The sequence below is a fragment of the Aeromicrobium sp. genome (assembly GCF_050700635.1).
Lineage (GTDB): Bacteria > Actinomycetota > Actinomycetes > Propionibacteriales > Nocardioidaceae > Aeromicrobium.
Window position 1 is genome coordinate 1 of sequence record NZ_JBOHDT010000003.1, and the last position, 15,558, is coordinate 15,558.

The 15,558-nt window shown below is 68.0% G+C and carries 17 protein-coding genes; 7 read left to right on the plus strand and 10 right to left on the minus strand.

All coding sequences use genetic code 11. From position 1 onward, the window contains the following. Positions 1 to 129: 129 nt before the first annotated feature. On the plus strand, positions 130 to 651 hold the full coding sequence (locus tag ACRDPN_RS00170; RefSeq protein WP_431445286.1) for a hypothetical protein: 522 nt from the start codon (positions 130 to 132) through the stop codon (positions 649 to 651). On the opposite strand, the gene phoU is transcribed toward ACRDPN_RS00170, so the two are convergent. Then, positions 648 to 1,289: a phosphate signaling complex protein PhoU gene (phoU, locus tag ACRDPN_RS00175; protein ID WP_431445287.1), complete on the minus strand. Its 642-nt coding sequence runs from the start codon at positions 1,287 to 1,289 to the stop codon at positions 648 to 650. The genes ACRDPN_RS00170 and phoU overlap by 4 nt on opposite strands. 133 nt (positions 1,290 to 1,422) lie before the next feature. Between phoU and ACRDPN_RS00180 the strand changes: the two genes are divergently transcribed. Further along, entirely contained in the window at positions 1,423 to 2,562 is a 1,140-nt protein-coding gene (locus ACRDPN_RS00180; protein WP_431445288.1) for a sensor histidine kinase, read from the plus strand. Further along, positions 2,559 to 3,239 carry a response regulator gene (locus tag ACRDPN_RS00185; RefSeq protein ID WP_431445289.1) on the plus strand — a complete coding sequence of 227 codons (681 nt, stop codon included), beginning with the start codon at positions 2,559 to 2,561 and terminating at the stop codon, positions 3,237 to 3,239. The genes ACRDPN_RS00180 and ACRDPN_RS00185 overlap by 4 nt, the downstream gene beginning before the upstream one ends. Positions 3,240 to 3,312: 73 nt before the next feature. On the opposite strand, the gene ACRDPN_RS00190 is transcribed toward ACRDPN_RS00185, so the two are convergent. Genes ACRDPN_RS00190 through mshA form a run of 4 tightly spaced genes read right to left on the minus strand, consistent with a single transcriptional unit; the run spans position 3,313 to position 6,476 of the window. Next, positions 3,313 to 4,059, minus strand: a complete 747-nt coding sequence (locus ACRDPN_RS00190; RefSeq protein WP_431445290.1) for a phosphoglyceromutase — start codon at positions 4,057 to 4,059, stop codon at positions 3,313 to 3,315. Positions 4,060 to 4,069: 10 nt separating this feature from the next. Further along, on the minus strand, positions 4,070 to 4,729 hold the full coding sequence (locus tag ACRDPN_RS00195; RefSeq protein ID WP_431445291.1) for a DsbA family oxidoreductase: 660 nt from the start codon (positions 4,727 to 4,729) through the stop codon (positions 4,070 to 4,072). Next, entirely contained in the window at positions 4,726 to 5,208 is a 483-nt protein-coding gene (locus tag ACRDPN_RS00200; RefSeq protein ID WP_431445292.1) for a YbjN domain-containing protein, read from the minus strand. The genes ACRDPN_RS00195 and ACRDPN_RS00200 overlap by 4 nt, the downstream gene beginning before the upstream one ends. Then, positions 5,205 to 6,476 (minus strand): D-inositol-3-phosphate glycosyltransferase, encoded by a 1,272-nt coding sequence (gene mshA, locus ACRDPN_RS00205; RefSeq protein WP_431445293.1) that lies wholly within the window; start codon positions 6,474 to 6,476, stop codon positions 5,205 to 5,207. Before mshA ends, ACRDPN_RS00200 begins: the two co-directional genes overlap by 4 nt. Before the next feature lie 59 nt (positions 6,477 to 6,535). Here mshA and ACRDPN_RS00210 point away from each other — a divergent pair, with 59 nt between their 5' ends. Beyond that, positions 6,536 to 7,285 (plus strand): SDR family oxidoreductase, encoded by a 750-nt coding sequence (locus ACRDPN_RS00210; RefSeq protein WP_431445294.1) that lies wholly within the window; start codon positions 6,536 to 6,538, stop codon positions 7,283 to 7,285. A 16-nt stretch (positions 7,286 to 7,301) separates the two neighbouring features. Here ACRDPN_RS00210 and ACRDPN_RS00215 read toward each other — a convergent pair whose 3' ends face one another. Then, positions 7,302 to 8,324: a 1-aminocyclopropane-1-carboxylate deaminase gene (locus tag ACRDPN_RS00215; RefSeq protein WP_431445295.1), complete on the minus strand. Its 1,023-nt coding sequence runs from the start codon at positions 8,322 to 8,324 to the stop codon at positions 7,302 to 7,304. Between the two features lie 148 nt (positions 8,325 to 8,472). Between ACRDPN_RS00215 and typA the strand changes: the two genes are divergently transcribed. Then, on the plus strand, positions 8,473 to 10,356 hold the full coding sequence (gene typA, locus ACRDPN_RS00220) for a translational GTPase TypA (RefSeq protein WP_431445296.1): 1,884 nt from the start codon (positions 8,473 to 8,475) through the stop codon (positions 10,354 to 10,356). Positions 10,357 to 10,433: 77 nt separating this feature from the next. On the opposite strand, the gene ACRDPN_RS00225 is transcribed toward typA, so the two are convergent. Together ACRDPN_RS00225 and ACRDPN_RS00230 are read right to left on the minus strand one after the other, a co-directional pair. Continuing rightward, positions 10,434 to 11,231, minus strand: coding sequence for a hypothetical protein (locus ACRDPN_RS00225; RefSeq protein WP_431445297.1), 798 nt, complete (start codon positions 11,229 to 11,231; stop codon positions 10,434 to 10,436). A 302-nt stretch (positions 11,232 to 11,533) separates the two neighbouring features. Then, positions 11,534 to 12,433 carry a catalase family peroxidase gene (locus ACRDPN_RS00230; protein WP_431445299.1) on the minus strand — a complete coding sequence of 300 codons (900 nt, stop codon included), beginning with the start codon at positions 12,431 to 12,433 and terminating at the stop codon, positions 11,534 to 11,536. 116 nt (positions 12,434 to 12,549) lie between these two features. On the opposite strand from ACRDPN_RS00230, the gene ACRDPN_RS00235 reads away from it, so the two are divergent. Continuing rightward, positions 12,550 to 12,873 (plus strand): hypothetical protein, encoded by a 324-nt coding sequence (locus ACRDPN_RS00235; protein WP_431445301.1) that lies wholly within the window; start codon positions 12,550 to 12,552, stop codon positions 12,871 to 12,873. Between the two features lie 218 nt (positions 12,874 to 13,091). Beyond that, on the plus strand, positions 13,092 to 14,144 hold the full coding sequence (locus tag ACRDPN_RS00240; RefSeq protein WP_431445302.1) for an IS110 family transposase: 1,053 nt from the start codon (positions 13,092 to 13,094) through the stop codon (positions 14,142 to 14,144). A gap of 16 nt (positions 14,145 to 14,160) precedes the next feature. Here the strand turns inward: ACRDPN_RS00240 and ACRDPN_RS00245 are convergent, their stop codons facing one another. Together ACRDPN_RS00245 and ACRDPN_RS00250 are read right to left on the minus strand one after the other, a co-directional pair. Further along, a complete protein-coding gene (locus ACRDPN_RS00245) occupies positions 14,161 to 14,790 on the minus strand; it encodes an alpha-ketoglutarate-dependent dioxygenase AlkB (protein ID WP_431445303.1) in 630 nt (209 codons plus the stop codon). A 32-nt stretch (positions 14,791 to 14,822) separates the two neighbouring features. Continuing rightward, complete coding sequence (locus ACRDPN_RS00250; RefSeq protein WP_431445304.1) at positions 14,823 to 15,548, minus strand: RDD family protein; 726 nt, start codon at positions 15,546 to 15,548, stop codon at positions 14,823 to 14,825. Between the last annotated feature and the right edge of the window lie 10 nt (positions 15,549 to 15,558).

A 15,558-nucleotide genomic window follows, 5' to 3' on the forward strand; every position in this document is an offset into this window, starting at 1 on the left:
GGATAACACGCGGCAACGACGCCAAATTCGTCGGATCGGTCCCGCCGATGGTGTAGAAGCAGGTCAGAACACGGCCTCCCGACGCTGCCCGATAGCATCGGGCCACCACTCGACGGAAGCAGGTATCTGGTGACTTCGGCACGTTCCCCTCGGCTGCGTTCGGCGGCCGCGCCCCTCCTCGCCGCGGCTGTGGTCGCGCTCGCCGGGTGCAGCGGCACCGGTGTCGACGCGCAGACCAACCAGCAGTACCAGGCCGGCGTCGGTGCCAACCTCCGCACCGGCCAGGTGCAGCTCTACAACGCGCTTGCCGTCGACAACGGCGACAACACCGCCACTCTGTCGACGGTCATCGTCAACACCTCCGAGGAGTCCCAGAAGCTCGATGCCGTCTCGGCAACCACGTCGGACGGGACCTCCGTCGACAGTCAGATCGGGCCGGCGATCATCGGGCCCGGCGACTCCTTCAACACCGGACCGGAAGCCACGGTCGTGTTCCGAGGTGAGGTGACCGCCGGCGATTACGTCAGCATCACGCTGGCGTTCAACCGTGCCGGCGACGTCACGATAGATGCGCCCGTCGTCACGCGCACGGAGATGTACGACGACGTGGCGGAGAATCCGGGCGGCGCGTTGCCTACGCCTTCGGGCTAGGTCAGTTCCCCGGTCACCAGGTAGACGACGCGGCGCGCCATCGAAACCGCGTGGTCGCCGATGCGCTCGTAATAGCGGCCCAGCAGGGCCAGGTCGATGGCCGGCTCGACGCCGTGCGCCCAGGAGTCGCTGAGCAAGGCGCGGAAGAGGTCCTTGCGCAGCCGGTCCATCTCGTCGTCCTCGTCCTCCAGGTGCGCGGCGGCGACGACGTCGCGGTTGGCCACGATGCGCGCGGCAGCGTCGATCATCGAGTCGGCGACCTTGGCCATCGCGCGGATGGTCGGGTGCAGCTGCGGCGGCACGGCAGGGTCGGGGATGCGCATGCGCGCCACCTTCGCCACGTGCACCGAGAGGTCGCCCATGCGCTGGAGGTCGGTGACCATCCGCAGGGTCGCGATCAGCTGCCGGAGGTCGGTCGCCACCGGCTGCTGAGTAGCGAGCAGGAGCAGCGCACGCTCCTCGATGGCCTCGGTCTCCTCGTCGATCACGGCGTCGCCGGCGATGACGAGCTCGGCCAGGCGAGCGTCGGCATCCAAGAGGGCCGTGGTCGAGGAGGCGACCGCCTTGCGCACCGTGCCAGTGAGGGTCACGAGGTCGTCGACGATCGTGTCGAGCTGTTCGTAGTAAGCGTCACGCATGTTCACAGACTAGTGAAATGCGGTGAACGGATGGCGACCTGCGGTGAACGAGGCGTTAACGGCGTTCGAAAGGCGCACGTCAACTGGCTTCCGGGTGGCGACGCGGCGCGGACGGCGGCCTACGATCGATCACGTGGACACCAGTGCAGGACTGCTGATCGCCGGGGTCATCGGTGCCACCGTGGGGGCCCTGGTGACGTGGATGTGGCGATACAGCGAACGTCGCGAAACCACCGTTCCGGAGGTCACCTCCACCGTCCCTCCCGGCGCCGAGGACGTGCTCTCGGTGCTGTCGTCGTCAGCGGTGATCGTCGACGCGACCGACACCATCGTGCAGGCGTCCGCCCCCGCGGTCGCGATGGGTCTCCTGCGCGATGACCGTCTGCCCGACGAGCTCATGACCCTCGTTCACCTGGTGCGCCGCGACGGGCAGGTCCGTGAGGCCGAGGTCATGCTCGACCAGCGCCGGGGCAGTGCCACCCACGTCCATGCGCGGGTCGCTCCGCTGACGTCACGCCTGGTCGTGGTCCTGGCCGACGACCGCACACGCGTCGAGCGAGTCGAGGCGATCCGCCGTGACTTCGTGGCCAACGTCAGCCACGAGCTGAAGACCCCGATCGGTGCGCTCAATCTCCTGGCCGAGGCCGTCGCCGAGGCGAAGGACGACCCCGACGCCGTGGTGCGGTTCGCTGCCCGCATGCATACCGAGAGCGAGCGCTTGACCCGGCTCGTGCAGCAAATCATCGACCTCTCCCGCTTGCAGAACGACACCCTGAGCGACGAGGCCTCGGTCGTGAAGGTCGACGAGCTCGTCGCCGAGGCGTGCGAGCACTCGGCCACCGAGGCCGAGCGCAAGAGCATCCAGATCGCCACCGCGATCGAGCCCGAGCTGTTGGTGCACGGCGACCGTGCGCAGCTGCATGCCGCCGTGAGCAACCTCGTCGAGAACGCCGTCACGTACAGCCCGGAGGGGTCGCGAGTTGCGGTCACGGCCGAGCTGGCCGAGGAGGACGACGATGTTCGCATCACGGTGGCCGACAACGGCATCGGCATCCCGAGCAACGAGATCGACCGGATCTTCGAGCGCTTCTACCGGGTCGACCCCGCCCGCGCCCGAAGCACCGGCGGCACCGGGCTGGGGCTCTCGATCGTCAAGCACGTCGCCGCGAGCAACGGCGGGAGCGTCAAGGTGTGGAGCTCGCCCGGCTCGGGCTCGACCTTCACCCTCGTGCTGCCGTCCTGGTCCCACGATCTCGATGAGGAGCTGACATGACGAAGGTGCTGGTCGTCGAGGACGAGGAAAGCTACAGCGAGGCACTGTCGTACGTGCTGCGCAAGGAGGGGTTCGACGTCGCCATCGCCGAGACGGGGCCGGATGCGCTCATCGAGTTCGAACGCGGCGGCGCCGACATCGTGCTGCTCGACCTGATGCTGCCCGGGCTGCCGGGCACCGAGGTGTGCCGGCAGATCCGGCAGACGTCGGCAGTGCCGATCATCATGGTCAGCGCCAAGGACACCGAGGTCGACAAGGTCGTCGGCCTCGAGCTGGGTGCCGACGACTACGTCACCAAGCCGTACTCACCGCGCGAGCTCGTTGCGCGCATCCGCGCGGTGCTGCGCCGAGGCATGGCCGAAGAGGTCGACGATGCCGCGGCCCTCGAGGCCGGACACGTCCGCATGGACGTCGAGCGGCACCTCGTCACGGTCGACGGCGAGACGGTGCGCCTTCCGCTCAAGGAGTTCGAGCTGCTCGAGTACTTCCTGCGCAACCCCGGCCGCGTCCTCACCCGCGGCCAGCTCATCGACCGCGTCTGGGGCGCCGACTACGTGGGCGATACCAAGACCCTCGACGTCCACGTCAAGCGCCTCCGCGCCAAGATCGAGCCCAACCCCGCCAACCCGATCAGCCTGACCACCGTGCGTGGCCTGGGGTACAAGTTCGACGCGTAGGCGAACCTCCAGATTTGAGGGTTTGCGCCACGAAATGGCCAACGGTGGGCCGCAAGTCTTCGAAAGTCGGGAGTCAGCGACCTTGGTTCGCCACGGCGGCGATGGCTTCCTCGGCGGCCGCGGGGTCGAGGTACTTTCCGCCCCTGACGGTCGGATTGAGGTCGTCGTCGAGCTCGTGGACGAGCGGGATGCCGGTGGGGATGTTGAGGCCGACGATGTCGTCCTCGCTGATGCCGTCGAGGTGCTTGACGAGGGCGCGGAGCGAGTTGCCGTGGGCGGTGACGAGCACGGTCTTGCCGGCGCGAAGGTCCGGGACGATCGCGTCGTACCAGTACGGGAGCATGCGGTCGAGGACGTCGGCGAGGCACTCGGTTCGCGGCAGGAGCTCGTCGGGGAGGTCGGCGTATCGAGGGTCGCCGGCCTGGCTGAACTCGCTGTCATCGGGCAGCGGTGGCGGCGGGGTGTCGTAAGAACGCCGCCAGGTCATGAACTGCTCCTCGCCGTACTCCTCGAGCGTGGCCTTCTTGTCCTTGCCCTGCAGCGCGCCGTAGTGACGCTCGTTGAGCCGCCACGACCGCCGCACCGGGATCCAGTGACGATCGATGCCGTCGAGCACCATCTGCTCGGTGCGGATGGCCCGCCGAAGCAGCGACGTGTGCGACACGTCGGGTGCGATCCCCGCCTCGCTGAGCAGCTCCGCAGCACGCTCTGCCTCGTTGACACCCTGCTCGTTGAGGTCGACGTCGACCCATCCGGTGAACAGGTTTGCGGCATTCCACGTGCTGTGTCCGTGGCGCAGCAGGACGAGCGTGTACGTCATGGGCGAGAGCCTATCCGGGGTCGTCAGCACTCCACTCGTGGTGGATCTGACGCAGGGCCTGGACGTAGTCGTTCTGCGAGTGCACCCCGGCCAAGATCCACCGCGTCTCGACCACGACGTACGGCAGCTGGGCGATGCCGAGGGAACGGGCGGTCTCGTCCTGCTTGCGGACCTCGGCTGCATACTCGTCGCTGGCCAGCAACGCGTCGGTCGTCTCAAGGTCGAGACCGACGAGCGCGGCGCGCGACGACAGTACCAGCGGGTCGGCGATGTCGGCACCCTCGAGAAGGTGCGCCCGCCACAGCTGGTGCGCGAGGTCGCGCTGGACGCCGAGACCCGCCTCCTCGGCCCAGGTCAGCAACCGCCAGGCGTCGAACGAGTTGGCCTCGACCGCCTCCGCGAAGTTGAGCTCGATGCCGGTGATCTTCGCACCGGCCGTCACCTGCACGTTGAGAAACTCGGCCTTGTCTTCGCCACCGAGACGTTCGGCCAGGGCCTCCATCAGTGGACGTCCGCTGCTCGGGGTGTCCGGCTCGAGCTGCATCGCCCGCAGCGAGATGTCGACCGGCTCACCGGTCACGATCGTGAACGTCGCGGCGGCCCGCTCGAACCGGGTGGCACCGATGTACGACCACGGATCGGTGACGTCCGCGAAGACGAGTGCCTTCACGGCTTGAGATGCTTGAACGCCTCGAGGTTGCGCGTGGACTCGCCACGCGACTCCCGCCACTCCCACTCCTTGCGGATGGAGGACGCGAAGCCCAGCTCGAGGATGGTGTTGAACGAGTCGTCGGAGTAGCTGAGCACGGCGCCGAGCAACCGGTCCAGCTCGTCGGCAGTGACGGCGTGCAGCGGCAGACGTCCGTCGAGGTAGATGTCGCCAGCCGAGTCGACGGCGAAGCTAACCCCGAACATCTTCAGGTTGTGCTCCAGCATCCAGCGGTAGACGCCCTCGTGGTTCTCGTCGGGGTTTCGCGCGACGAACGCGTGGATGCCGAGCGCGTGCTTGCCGATCTCGAGCCGGCAGGTGGTCTGCAGCTTGCGCTCGCCCGGCAGCACGACCTCGAAGACCCCGGAGCGATGCTCGTTGAACTGCAGCTCGGCGTCCTCGAGGACGGACAGGATGGTTTCGCGGACGTCGTCGGTCACCGGCTCTCCCCCTGGGCTTGCTCCTTGGCGTCAAAGGCGTCGACCGCCCGCTCGTAGACCGCGAGCGTCCGCTCGGTCGTGACGTCCCAGCCGAACGACTCGGCGTGCCGCACGGCCTTGGCACTCATCGCCTCCCGGACCTCGTCGTCGACGAGCAACGGGTGGAGGGCGGCGGCGTAGTCGGCCGGGTCGTGGCCATTGACGAGCACACCGGTGACGCCGTCGGACACCGCCGTGGCGAGACCGCCGACGGCGGCGGCCACCACTGGCGTGCCACAGGCCTGTGCCTCGATCGCGACCAGCCCGAACGACTCGTTGTACGACGGGACGCATACGACCGACGCCGCGGCGTACCAGTCGGCGAGCACGCCCTGGTCGACGGTCGGCACGAACGTCACGACGTCGTCCAGACCGAGGTCGGCTGAGAGGTCGGTGAGCGCGGTCGGATGGTCGAGGCCCGTGCCCGACGCACCGCCGACGACGGCGACGTGGAGCCGCTCACGCAGGGACGGGTCGTTCTCGAGCAGCCGGGCGGCCGCCTCGATGACGACGTCGGGCGCCTTGAGCGGCTGGATGCGGCCGGCGAACAGCACGAGCGCTGCATCGTCGGGGACGCCGAGCGCGCGACGTGCCTCGAGCTGACGACCGCTGCGGAAGACGTCGAGGTCGACACCCGGGTGCACCACCTCGACCTTGAGGGGATCGGCGCCGTAGAGCTCGACGAGCTCGCGGCTCTCCTCGGCGGTGTTGGCGATCAGACGGTCGGCGAGGCGGACGATCTCCTCCTCGCCGGCGATGCGCCCGATCGGCTCGGCGACGTCGCCGGCCGCGAGCTGCGCATTCTTGACCTTCGCCATCGTGTGCATGGTGTGCACCAGCGGGACGCCCCAGCGCTCGCGCGTGACGGTGCCGATCTGGCCGGAGAGCCAGTAGTGGCTGTGCACGAGGTCGAAGTGGCCCGGGTCGCGCTCGACCTCGACTCGCAGCACGTCACGCACGAATCCGCACAGCTGCGACGGGAGGTCGTTCTTCTGCAGACCCTCGAACGGACCGGCGGCGACATGGCGCACGATGATGCCGGGCTCGGCCTCGACGACCGGCGGTTGATGGCGCGACGTGGCCCGGGTGAAGATCTCCACCTCGATGCCGCGGGCGGCGAGCTGGCGCGAGAGCTCGAGCACGTAGACGTTCATGCCGCCGGCGTCACCGGTGCCGGGTTGCTCCAGTGGCGACGTGTGAGCCGAGAGCATCGCGATCCGCTTGAGCATGCAACCATCGTCCCAGTCCTGTGCAAGCCTGCACACTCTGCCCTGCCACCATGGGAACCATGAGCAGCCGATCAAAGTCAGCAGTCGTCACCGGAGCGAGCAGCGGCATCGGCGAGGCCACCGCCCGTTCGCTCGCCGAGGCCGGCTACCACGTCTTCTGCGTGGCCCGCCGCACCGATCGCATCGAGGCACTCGCTACCGAGATCGGCGGAACCGCCGTCACCTGCGACGTCACCGACGCCGGCCAGGTTGACGCCCTTGCGGCGGCGATCGGAGAGCGGCTCGACCTGCTCGTCAACAACGCCGGGGGCGCGATCGGGGTCGAACAGGTCACCGATGCCGATCCCGAGGGGTGGCGCCGCATGTACGACGTCAACGTCATCGGCACGCTGCTCGTCACCCAGGCCCTGGTGCCGGCACTCGTGGCCAGCGGCGCGGGCACGCTCATCAACATCTCCTCGACCGCCGGCCACGACGTCTACGAAGGCGGTGGCGGGTACACCGCGGCCAAGCACGGCGTCACCGCGATGACCGGCACGCTCCGGCTCGAGCTGAACGGCCTGCCGGTGCGGGTCACCGAGATCGCGCCGGGCATGGTGCGCACCGAGGAGTTCTCCCTGAACCGGCTCGGCGGCGACCAGGCCGCTGCCGACGACGTGTACGCCGGTGTGGACGAGCCGCTCGTCGCCGCCGACATCGCCGACGTCGTGACCTGGGTGGCCACCCGGCCACACCACGTCAACATCGACTCGCTGACCGTGCGCCCGATCGCCCAGGCCGCCGTGCACAAGGTGCACCGGACGACCTGACCTGACGCCTCAGCTCTCAGTCGAAGATGCCGGAGTAGGCGTTGAGCGCAGGTTGGCCGCCGAGGTGGGCATAGAGGACAGTGGAGTCCTTCGGGATCTCCCCCGACGTGACGAGGTCGATGAGACCAGCCATGGACTTCCCCTCGTAGACGGGGTCGGTGATCATCGCCTCGAGACTTGCACTCAGCCTCATGGCATCGATCGTGGACTCGACGGGGATCCCGTACAAGTCGCCGGCCCAGCCCTCAAGGAGGGTGATCTCGTCGTCACGCAGCTCACGGCCGAGCTCGATGAGCTCCGCCGTGTTCCGCGCGATCAGGGCAAGCTGGTCGCGGGTCTTGTCCAAGGTCGCCGAAGCGTCGATACCGAGCACCCTTCTCGGGCGGTCGTCGACCGTTTCCTGCAGCGCCGCGAAGCCGGCGATCATGCCCGCGTGGGTTGAACAGGTCACCGTGCACACGATGATCGTGTCGAAGTGCACGCCGAGCTGCTTCTCCTGCTCGGCGACCTCGAACGCCCAGTTGGCGAATCCGAGTCCGCCCAATCGGTGCTCGGAGGCCCCCGCCGGAATCGGGTACGGCTTTCCGCCGGACTCCTCGACCTCCCGCAGTGCCTCCTCCCACGAGCTGCGGATGCCGATGTCGAATCCGGCCGGGTCGAGCCGTACGTCGGCGCCCATCATGCGCGAGAGGAGAATGTTGCCGACCTTGTCGTTGACCGGGTCGTCCCAGTCGACCCACTTCTCCTGGACCAGGCGACACTTCAGGCCCAGCTTGGCCGCGACAGCCGCCACCTGGCGGGTGTGGTTCGACTGGACGCCGCCGATCGAGACCAAGGTGTCTGCACCCTGGTCAAGCGCGTCGGGAACGAGGTACTCGAGCTTGCGGACCTTATTCCCCCCGAAGGCGAGACCCGAGCTGCAGTCCTCGCGCTTGGCCCAGATGGACGCACCACCGAGATGCTTCGTCAGCCGGTCGAGATGATGGATGGGGCTCGGCCCGAAGGTGAGTGGGTACCGCGGGAAGTCGTGGAGCTTCATGCCGCCTCCTGCCACAACTATGGCGCATCGTGCTCGAATCGGTGGTGGAGCAGGGCTCTGCCGCGATTTCTCCGGTCACGACCACGCCTCTACACTGGCAAGGCTCCACCGCCGGTGAGTCTTCCCCTCAGCAAGGACGTTTTTTCGCATGCCCACCCCCTACCTCTCACTGCGCAGCGACCTGCGCAACGTCGCCATCGTCGCCCACGTCGACCACGGCAAGACCACCCTCGTGGACGCGATGCTCCAGCAGCAGGGCAACTACGACGAGCACCACCAGCTCGCCGAGCGCGCGATGGACTCCGGCGACCTCGAGCGCGAGAAGGGCATCACGATCCTCGCCAAGAACACGGCCGTCCGCTACAACGGCCCCGGCGCTCCCGACGGCGGCGTCACCATCAACATCATCGACACCCCCGGCCACGCCGACTTCGGTGGAGAGGTCGAGCGCGGCCTGTCGATGGTCGACGCCGTCGTGCTGCTCGTCGACGCCTCCGAGGGCCCGCTCCCCCAGACGCGGTTCGTGCTGCGCAAGGCGCTGTCCGCGAAGATGCCGGTGATCCTCGTCGTCAACAAGGTCGACCGGCCCGACGCCCGCATCAGCGAGGTCGTCGACGAGACGTACGAGCTGTTCCTCGACCTGCTCGACGACGCGGCTGACCAGAACGCCCTCGACTTCCCGGTCGTCTTCGCGTCGGCCAAGGCCGGCAAGGCGTCGCTCGAGCAGCCGGCCGACGGCGGCATGCCCGACAACGACAACCTCGTACCGCTGTTCAAGACGATCATGGAGGCGGTGCCGGCCCCGGAGTACACCGAGGGCGCACCGCTCCAGGCCCACGTCACCAACCTCGACGCGTCGCCGTTCCTCGGCCGCCTCGCACTGGTGCGCGTCAAGGAGGGCACACTGCGCAAGGGCCAGCAGGCGGCGTGGTGCAAGCGCGACGGATCCATCGAGCGCGTCAAGATCACCGAGCTGCTGGTCACCGAGGCGCTGGAGCGCAAGCCGGGTGAGTCGGCCGGGCCCGGCGACATCGTGGCCATTGCCGGCATCCCCGAGATCACCATCGGCGAGACCCTCGCCGATGCCGATGACCCCCAGCCGCTGCCGCTCATCACCGTCGACGAGCCGGCCATCTCGATGACCATCGGCATCAACACGGCGCCGCTGGCCGGACGCGAGAAGGGAACGAAGGTCACCGCGCGGCTGGTCAAGGACCGCCTCGACGCCGAGCTCGTGGGCAACGTGTCCATCCGGGTGCTGCCCACCGACCGTCCCGATGCCTGGGAGGTGCAGGGCCGCGGCGAGCTGGCCCTGGCGATCCTGGTCGAGCAGATGCGCCGCGAGGGCTACGAGCTCACCGTCGGCAAGCCTCAGGTCGTCACCCGCGATGTCGACCGCAAGCTGCATGAGCCGGTCGAGCGGCTCACGATCGACGCACCGGAGGAGTACCTCGGAACGATCACCCAGCTGCTCGCCGTCCGTCGCGGGCGCATGGAGCAGATGGTCAACCACGGCACCGGGTGGGTGCGGATGGAGTTCCTCGTGCCGGCCCGCGGCCTGATCGGCTTCCGCACCGAGTTCCTGACCGACACCCGCGGCACCGGCATCGCGCACCACGTGTTCGAGGGCTACGAGCCGTGGGCAGGCGAGATCTCGACCCGTCCGTCGGGCTCGCTGGTGGCCGACCGCGCCGGCGCGGCTACGTCGTACGCGATGACGAACCTGCAGGAGCGCGGCATCCTGTTCGTCGAACCGACCACCGAGGTCTACGAGGGCATGATCGTCGGCGAGAACTCCCGCGACGACGACATGGACGTCAACATCACCAAGGAGAAGAAGCAGACGAACGTGCGGTCGTCCACGTCCGACAACTTCGAGAAGCTGATCCCGCCGAGGAAGCTCTCGCTCGAGCAGTGCCTGGAGTTCTGCCGCGAGGACGAGTGCGTGGAGATCACGCCCACGAACGTCCGCATCCGCAAGGTCATCCTCGACGCCGGCGAACGCGCCAAGGCGTCGCGCGGCCGCCGCTGATCCCGGGGCGGTGACTTGGGAACCTTTCGCTCGCCTTGGCGGTGAAGGAGGGACCCATCGCAGCACGCGAAGCGTCCCTAATCCACCGCCGACCGGGGCAAGGCGCGGATCGGCTCGAAGAGGGATTGCCATCGACCGGCGAAGACCGGCGCTGGCCCGTCGTAACCTCGCTCGATCAGCTTGCGATGGATGCGCAGGGCGAGCGCGCGCGGCTGTCGCAACATCTCTTGCGTGAACTGGATGTAGTCGATTCCAGCGTCCCTGAAACCGGCGTACCGGGTGATGTCGATGTTGAACTGGGCGATCGTCTCCGCATGCTGGCGTCCTTCGTACTCCAGCACCAGCATCCACCGCCTCAGGAGCAGGTCGACGCACCCGAGACGTCGTCCGCCGACGATCAGCGGCACGTTCGACTCCGGCGGTGGAAGCCCGGCGAAGACAACGATGGCCCTGCATTCGGACTCCTTGGGCGACCGCGAAGCCGCATCGAGTGCTGGCAGAACCCGAAGCGCCTGTCGAGCGCCGGGTCGCCATGAATCGTGGAACGCCAGCTCGGCCACCTCTGGCACGGACATGCGCCGTTGATTGAGGAGCCAGTCGCCGACGACGATCGCGTCGATCACCCGCGCAGTGGCACAGAACTGGACGAACGCAGCGGCGGGCGTGACTCCCACATCATCCGTGGGCGGCAGAGCTTCGGTGCGATGGAGGAACACGTCCGGCAGGGCGAGATGAAGATCGCCGGACACCGTGAAGTGGAAGGGCCGAAGCGGGCCGTGATCGAGACCCAGTGCCCGAATGCGGGTCAGATGGCTGAGATGCGCGCGCCCCGGTAATGCCAAGGAAGCTGCGGTGATCCAGTCGGCATCGCTCATGGAGTGGTCGGCGCGAACCCACACCCGCGGAAAGAGCCGATGCCACGTCGAACCGCGGAGCATCCGGGCTGTGACTCCGACCGTTGCCGCGTCGAGGTGCGTGAACGGCCCGCGACACAACTCAGGAGGAATACGCGGAATCGGTGGCACAGCTCGAGCAGAGCCGATCGAGCATCACCGAGGACACCGGAAGTCATCGCCCTGTGGACGGCATTCCGCCCGCTATGTCTGTGGAGCGGTGGGTCAGGGACGCAACAGCTCGTGCGAAACGTCCCAGGGTCACCGCCTCTGAGCGGCTCGGCTCAGCCGCCAGTGCGGCGGGCGTGAGAGAGGGTGTAGACGGGCGGGCGGAAGTGCAGCACCGGGTCGTCGGACGGCTCGATTCCGTCGGTCAATCTCATCGGGTCGAAGACGATCCCGTCGTCGGCGTCGTCGTCCACCGCGGTCACCTCGAGGGTGCCCACGGTGACCCGTTGCCGGTCGTCCGGCCATTCGTCGGACGGGTCATGGGGGTTGTCGCTCTCGTCCGCGATCTGAACCTCCAGGTCCATGCGCACCGGCTCCTGGGCGAGACGCTCACGCAGCCCGTCGAACAGGTAGTCGCGGCCCCGCTGCTTCGCCTCTTCCTTGGAGAGGCTCGTCTCCTCGACCGTCGGCTGCCAGGTGTAGCGGACGAAACGCGATCCGCCGTCGGCGTCGACCCACTTGACCGCGTGGAACGGGAAATAGCGGTGCGCAAAGAAGTTGATCCGCTGCCCGAGGATCTTGTTGACCTCGGGTGCCTGGAGAGCGGCGCGCGGGTACCGCGCGAGGAACGCCGGAAGCCGCAGGAGACCGGCAAGACCGGGCTTCGAGACCTTGAGCGTGGCGAAGAAGCCCTCCTGGTCGTGGAACGGGAAGTGCGGGATGGTCTGGTTCAGCATGTCGGTCCGTGAGTCGTCGGGCAGCTGCCAGCTGACCGCCAGGCCGCGGACGTCGGCGACGTAGTCGGGCACGTTCGGGTTGCCGCCGCCGTTGGAGAACCGCACCTTGGCCGGCACCGGCGTACCGCTCATGTGGGCGGCCCGGGTGAGATTCGCGGCCTCCGGCGTCGCCGTGAACGTGCCGACGCAGTGGATGCCCTTGGCGTGCAGAGCACGGTGGCCGTCGTGGGCGCCGTAGCGCGCGTGGATGATCGCCAACGCCTCGTCGTGGGTCGTCATGGCGACACCCTAGGGGCTGAGGGACGCCGGTGGCGACGACCTTCTCCCCGAATTGACAGGCCGGTCAGGTGGGGGTTCCGTGGAGGTGAATCCGTCCACGATCACTGGGGGCAGCCATGAGCGACACGGAACCGACCGACACCGGGGAGGAATCCTCCGAGAGCGGCTCGAAGTTCGACCCGGACTCGGAGATCTCCGACGAGGACAGGGAGCAGTTGGAGAAGGAGCGCCAGGAACGCCTCGACCCGGAGAATCGTCCCGTGAACGCGGAGGTGGACAACACCGGCCGCGAGTTCGACCCGGTGAAGGAAGAGTTCACCTATGCGCCTGGCGAGGAGCCCGGGGACGACGACAAAGCCCAGGCGGTCATCGGGGCGGACCGGCCCGAGGGCGTCGAGAGCGACTTCGACGACGAGGGCAACCCGAAGGACGCAGACTGACAGTGACAATGGGTGGCGGGGTCACCCGTCCGAGTTGACCCGTTGGCTGACCGACCAAGGTGTCCTCGCTGAGATCTGTCGCTCGGTGCGGGTGACCCCGTCCAGCACGTCACCTGCACGAGCGGCGTGACCTCATAGGAGCTTGGCTAGAAGCCCCGTCACTGTCTTGTCCGCCCGCACGGGTGGGTGCCGTGCCATCACTGGATGAGAGGGATGGCATGACCACGATGACAAACAACGACACCCAAGTCACCACCCACGTCACGGTCGGTGTCGACACACACCTGGACACCCACGTCGCCGTGGCACTCGACTCGATCGGGCAGATCCTCGGCATCAGGTCGTTCCGGGCCGACCCGCACGGCTATCGGGCTCTGATCAGCTGGACTGAGCACCTGGGCACGGTGCGAGCGTTCGGCATCGAGGGCACCGGCTGCTACGGCGCGGGACTGGCCCGCGCAGCCAGCCGTTCCGGGCACGTCGTGATCGAGATCGACCGACCAGACCGCCGAACGCGCCGCGCCCGCGGCAAGTCCGACCCGGTCGATGCCGAAGCAGCGGCTCGTGCGGTGCTGGCCGGCACCGCGACGGGGATCCCGAAGACCCGTGACGGCGACGTCGAGGCCATCAGGGCTCTCAGAGTCGCCCGCCGTGGTGCGGTGCGGATCAGGATCCAGGTCGCCAATCAGCTCCACGCACTGGTGATCAGCGCTCCCGAGCCGCTACGAGCCCAGCTGCGCGAGCTGTCGACGCGTCAACTGGTCGCGACCTGCGCGGCATTGCGTCCAGGACCCGACCTCGACACTGTCACCGCGACCAAGCACGCCCTGCGAACCCTGGCCCGCCGCCACCACGACGTCGACGCCGACATCACCGAGCTCGACGAGCTCCTCGAACAGCTCGTCCCACGAGCCTGCCCTCAACTTCTCGAGCTGTTCGGCGTCGGGATCGACACCGCGGGCGCGCTCCTCGTCACCGCTGGGGACAACCCCGAACGCCTGCACAGCGATCCGGCCTTCGCCAGCCTGTGCGGCGTCGCGCCCCTGCCGGCCAACAGCGGCAAGACCACCGGGCGGCACCGCCTCAACCGTGGCGGCGACCGCCACGCCAACGCAGCCCTCTACCGCATCACCTTGTGCCGACTCCGTTACGACCCAGCCACCCGCGCCTACGTCGAACGACGCACAAAAGACGGGCTCACCAAGCCCGAGATCATCCGATGCCTCAAGCGATACATCGCACGCGAAGTACGCCAAGCACTACTCGCTTGACGTCCATAGGAGCATCTCAGCGCACACCCGACGGTCGGAACTGGACGCTGATGCGCGGACCGACCGGCTTGGCCGTCTTGAGCACCGCATGCTCCCACGTGCGCTGGCAGGTGCCCCCCATGACGACGAGGTCTCCGTGGCCAAGAGTAAATCCACGTTGCTCGCCACCTCCCCGCGGACGCAACGACAACCGCCGGTGCTCCCCCAGCGAGACGATCGCGACCATGGTGTTCTCGAGCCGACCGCGGCCGATGCGGTCGCCGTGCCAGGCGACACTGTCGCGGCCGTCGCGGTAGTAGCAGAGCCCGGCCGTCATGAACGGCTCCCCGAGCTCGGTGGCGTAACACGAACTCAACGCGTCGCGCGCATCGTCGAGAGCCGGGTCGGGTAGCGGAGTGTCGTGGTCGTAGAAGCAGACGAGGCGGGGAACGTCGACGACACGGTCGTACATCTCACGTTGCTCCGCCCGCCACGGCACGTCGGCCTGCAGGCGGAGGAAGAGAGCATCGGCACCGGTCAGCCAGCCGGGCCGCACATCGACCCACGCCCCGCGCGACAACTCCGTCCGCCGCACCGTGTCGCCCAGCTCAGCGACCTCCGGGCCCGCGTCGCCATCGAACAGCGACCCCTGGAAGTACGACGTCATGCCGCCAGTCTACGCCAGATCGAACATATGTTCTAGCGTGTCTTCACGACGTTAGTGCGGGCCAACTTGTCGTGCAGCGTCTGCCGATTCTGGTCCCACACGGCCCACAGGGGGTCGATGAGCCAGATCAGGAAGAACACTCCGGTGAACCCCAACAGAGCCACCGAGCCGGTGGCCAGGGCGACCGCGGACACGGCCCACAGCACACCGAACTGGATGCCGATGCGAGTGACGATCGACCACCACGGCAGCGTTCCAGGCTCGTCGCGGAGCCGCACCCGCAGTCCGAGCATGAGCTTGCCCGGGGTCGCACCCTTCCAGCGGAGGAAGAACGCCCAGTAGACCGTCGTGATGAGCACCGTCGGCACGACCAGCCAGAACCAGTTCGCCTGGAGTGCGTCCAGGTATTCGCCATAGAACTCGGCATAGAAGCCCGTCAGGTTCGGCTGCTGCTCGGGGTTCCGCTCGACCTCCTCGACGAACCGCTCGATGACGGGCGTGAGATCGCGCTGGATCTGGATGTATCCGGGGAGGCTCGCGAAGCCCGCGACGAAGCCGGTGATGAAGCTGTCGATCACAAACGCGAGCACCCGCCACCACCAGCCGGCCAGCGGCTCGCCGTCGGGCGTCGTCGGTCCGGTGGGCATCGTCTGCACCGGGGCTGGAGCGACGTGAGCGGTCCACGCCGTGCCATCCCAGTAGCGCAGCCGGCCACCACCGTCAGGGTCCGGATACCAGTCGGCGGGGGTCTGCGTCACGGCACCGACT

What these genes read in the sequence shown, in the direction of transcription:
- phoU (WP_431445287.1), bottom strand. Translation starts at nt 1,289, where the DNA reads ATGCGTGACGCTTACTACGAACAGCTCGACACGATCGTCGACGACCTC.
- ACRDPN_RS00185 (WP_431445289.1), top strand. Translation starts at nt 2,559, where the DNA reads ATGACGAAGGTGCTGGTCGTCGAGGACGAGGAAAGCTACAGCGAGGCA.
- ACRDPN_RS00190 (WP_431445290.1), bottom strand. Translation starts at nt 4,059, where the DNA reads ATGACGTACACGCTCGTCCTGCTGCGCCACGGACACAGCACGTGGAAT.
- mshA (WP_431445293.1), bottom strand. Translation starts at nt 6,476, where the DNA reads ATGCTCAAGCGGATCGCGATGCTCTCGGCTCACACGTCGCCACTGGAG.
- ACRDPN_RS00210 (WP_431445294.1), top strand. Translation starts at nt 6,536, where the DNA reads ATGAGCAGCCGATCAAAGTCAGCAGTCGTCACCGGAGCGAGCAGCGGC.
- ACRDPN_RS00215 (WP_431445295.1), bottom strand. Translation starts at nt 8,324, where the DNA reads ATGAAGCTCCACGACTTCCCGCGGTACCCACTCACCTTCGGGCCGAGC.
- typA (WP_431445296.1), top strand. Translation starts at nt 8,473, where the DNA reads ATGCCCACCCCCTACCTCTCACTGCGCAGCGACCTGCGCAACGTCGCC.
- ACRDPN_RS00225 (WP_431445297.1), bottom strand. Translation starts at nt 11,231, where the DNA reads ATGAGCGATGCCGACTGGATCACCGCAGCTTCCTTGGCATTACCGGGG.
- ACRDPN_RS00230 (WP_431445299.1), bottom strand. Translation starts at nt 12,433, where the DNA reads ATGACGACCCACGACGAGGCGTTGGCGATCATCCACGCGCGCTACGGC.
- ACRDPN_RS00235 (WP_431445301.1), top strand. Translation starts at nt 12,550, where the DNA reads ATGAGCGACACGGAACCGACCGACACCGGGGAGGAATCCTCCGAGAGC.
- ACRDPN_RS00240 (WP_431445302.1), top strand. Translation starts at nt 13,092, where the DNA reads ATGACCACGATGACAAACAACGACACCCAAGTCACCACCCACGTCACG.
- ACRDPN_RS00245 (WP_431445303.1), bottom strand. Translation starts at nt 14,790, where the DNA reads ATGACGTCGTACTTCCAGGGGTCGCTGTTCGATGGCGACGCGGGCCCG.